Annotated in this window: 2 protein-coding genes and 1 pseudogene; all 3 read right to left on the bottom strand. The window is 58.2% G+C overall.

The annotated features are described in order from the left end of the window. Nucleotides 1-875 (bottom strand): annotated as a pseudogene (locus VGE80_RS19690) (hypothetical protein); the annotation flags it as partial. Between the two features lie 68 nt (nucleotides 876-943). Beyond that, complete coding sequence (locus VGE80_RS19685) at nucleotides 944-2053, bottom strand: YybH family protein (protein ID WP_373651388.1); 1110 nt, start codon at nucleotides 2051-2053, stop codon at nucleotides 944-946. 211 nt (nucleotides 2054-2264) lie between these two features. Continuing rightward, nucleotides 2265-3018, bottom strand: a 754-nt coding sequence (locus tag VGE80_RS19680) for a hypothetical protein (protein WP_440593847.1), incomplete at its 5' end; no start/stop codon positions are given.

The raw sequence follows: 3018 nt of genomic DNA, 5'->3' as shown, positions 1-3018 counted from the left end.
CCAGGACCTCGCCAACCATAGGGGCCGTAGCCATATCCTCCGTAGCCCCCCGCCAGGCCGTAACCGGGTCCAAAGCCGAAGCCCGGTCCGAATCCTCGTCCGAAGCCGCCATAACCTCCGTAACCGTTCCAATAACCACGGTACTGAGGATGACGGGCATAGGCAGGGCGATAATTGCTACCACCAAGGTTAATGGGACGATTGTTGATATTGATTGTATTGCGACCCACCCAGGAGCCCTGGCGACGATCACCGAACTGATCGTTTCGGAATCGTTCGCCGCGGCCAGGATCGGTTCCTCCGGGTCGCTGGACGTTGCCTCCCGGACGGTTGACCACATTCCCCTCGGGAAAGCGATTTCTGAAGTCGTTTCCGACGTTGCCCCGGTTATTTCGATTGAAATCCGGGCGCGGATTGCCTCCAGGGCGTGGGGTAAGATTGGTGATGTTGCCCGGCCGGTTCCCGGGGTTCGGCTGGGTGAAGGACGGTGAGCGAGGACCGCTCGGGCCGGGATTCGGCCGGGCAATATTTCCCCCACCGATCGCTGGACCGTTTCCGGGGCGGACGACATTCCCCCCGCCGGGACCTCGGCTCACACCAGGGTTACCGCCGGGGATGCCACCAGACGCCCTCGGGATAGATGGCGGACCGCCGCGGCCTCCGCCAAAGTTTCCGCCACCTCCTGGCGGGCCACCGCCCCCCGGTCGGCCTCCTCCGCCGCCACGTGGACCCCCAGGCCCACCACCAGGGCCCCCGCCACCGGGGCCTCCTCCGGGTCTTCCGCCACCACGTCCACCTTGTGCGAGCAGTTCAGCGGAAGCAACTGCGGACATGACGCTGCAAACGATGAGCGTTTTCCAGATGCTTGTGTTCATTGCAGTTCTTCTTTTCTGAGTCTTGATGATTTGGAAACGGTCCTTCAGGCCACTGTGCCTGGGGCTGATCATTTGGAATCGGTATGCGCTGCAGAGTTGGCCATATCCGGTGTGGGTGCCCGTCGTACGATCGTGACTGGATCACTATCAGGAAGTTTGACTCCACTCACTTCATGGTCGACAGACTGCCAGATGATGGTGTCGTTGTTCACACAGGTGTAGATACTGGTGCTCGAAGCAGGTTCCCCTTCCGCCGTGACTCCAGTCGCTTTCAATTTCCAGCAGTCGTCGTCCCGGTACCAGTACCCCTCGGCATAGCCCCCTTCCGAATCGAAGATCCAGGTTTTGAGTTTCCCTGTGAGCGGATCCCAGCCAATCCGCTGAGTGCCATTCATGATTTCCTGACCTTCAACATGGATCACAAACTTTCGCAGCAGGAAGTTTCCTCGTTCTGAGGGCTCACACGAAAAGAGCACGATTGACTCGTCGCTCTCGTCGATCCAGTCTCCCTGAAGCCATGAGAGCTGTTCTAATTCGGAGCGGTGGCGACGGCTCGTCTTAAAGGGCTGTTTACGCAGACTGGCGATTTGCCACTTGCCGTCGATCCGGGTGTAGACCGTCGTGTACCGGCCGACGATTCCACTTTCATCATCGTCCCCTGGCAATTCAGTAGGGACGAAAAGCGTGTAACCGTCCTCGACGGCGAGTCCAGGGCCGATGAATCGCACACTGGTGGTGCTGAACTCAAGCGAGCCATTTTCGTCGTCCGCGAACGTTTCGGCCAGGAGATCTCGGATGGTTGAGCGTCCTTCGAAGACTTCACCGTGCTCATCGACGTATTCAGCCGATTCGGTGAAGAACTCCGCCGCCTCTTCCGCTTTGGCTGCACTCAGCGCCTTAACGAAGGATTCGCCAACGGATCGGACTTCAAGATCAGATTCTGAGGCCGCGTCGCTCGACGTTAAAGGGTCTTCGACCGCTTTGGTCGATTTGGAATCAGATTGCGAAGCAGGGGAAGCTCGGTCATCCGAGGCAGGACGGTCAGTGCTTTTCTCGTGCGGGGCTGATGGAATCTCAGTTTTTTTGTCCTCAGCTCGTAGCTGCTGTGTACCTGAAAGCCCGGGCTCGAACGCCGTAGTAACCATTGCAAATAACAGTACGGAGTAAGTTCTACGCATAGGTGATCCTCATCGATAGGGGAGACGTGCGGGAACGTGCGGAAGTCAGCCAATCGGGCGGCGACCTCGGGCACTCGCATTTGGTTATTTCCGAACTGCTGCATTCGGTGCGCCGATGTCCAATGGAAAAGACGCATTCCGCCAAGCTGGAGTGAGGAATGAGCGAGAGAAAACCGGCCGGTACGATGCGGGAATTCAGCGAGAGATCGACTTACTCTTTCTCGACGACAGGGTCAGTTTCAGGGGCGCTGCCTCGTAAGCCGGAGTGCTTCAGGTCGTCCGGTTTGTTCCGGCGGCTTTGGCGGAGTTCGGACAACTGGTCCCGGGTGAGCAGCTTTTCGATCGCCACCAGTTTGTCCGCTTCCAGGGAGAGCAATCGCGCGTGGAAGCGATGGATCTCTCGATTAAGCGAGCGCAGGTGGTAGCGATACTTCTCCTCTAATTTCTCCGCTATCGCTTCCTGTTCGGGGGTCAGAGTGATCCCCACTCCTTCGATGGCTTTCTCGACAGGATCAGAGGGCTTTGCAGACGTTGGGGCGGTGCGCGATTCGGTTTCAGTCGCAGACGTTTCCTGCTGGGCCGTTCGACGGCGAAGTTCGCGGATGCGAAGCCGTTGCTGTTCCGTGAAGTTGTCTTCGGTGGCGGCAAGGAGAGAACATTCGACTGCAATTGTCTGGAAATACCGCTGACTGAACTGCTTCCAGACCTCGTCGATCGACTGGTCGTAGTCCTGAATGACACGCTTAATTTGCTCTTGTTGCTTGTCCGACAATTGCAGCCGAACCAGGTATGCGGGGATTGCATCCGCTGGGAATCCGGGCTGACTGGCCTGGTCAGCACGGGATTCTACGGCCGCAGGCGATGGATCAGTAGAATCGCTCGCCGTTGCCATACTCAAACCAGAGATGCTCGCGATCAAAAGAAGAGTGCCGATGCGCCGAAAACGCCTCCTCCCGAGGAGGGTG

Source organism: Schlesneria sp., from assembly GCF_036405755.1.
In the GTDB taxonomy this organism is placed as follows: domain Bacteria; phylum Planctomycetota; class Planctomycetia; order Planctomycetales; family Planctomycetaceae; genus Schlesneria; species Schlesneria sphaerica.
The sequence above is the reverse complement of the archived record's forward strand: the minus strand, read 5'-3'. Positions and strand labels throughout refer to the sequence as shown.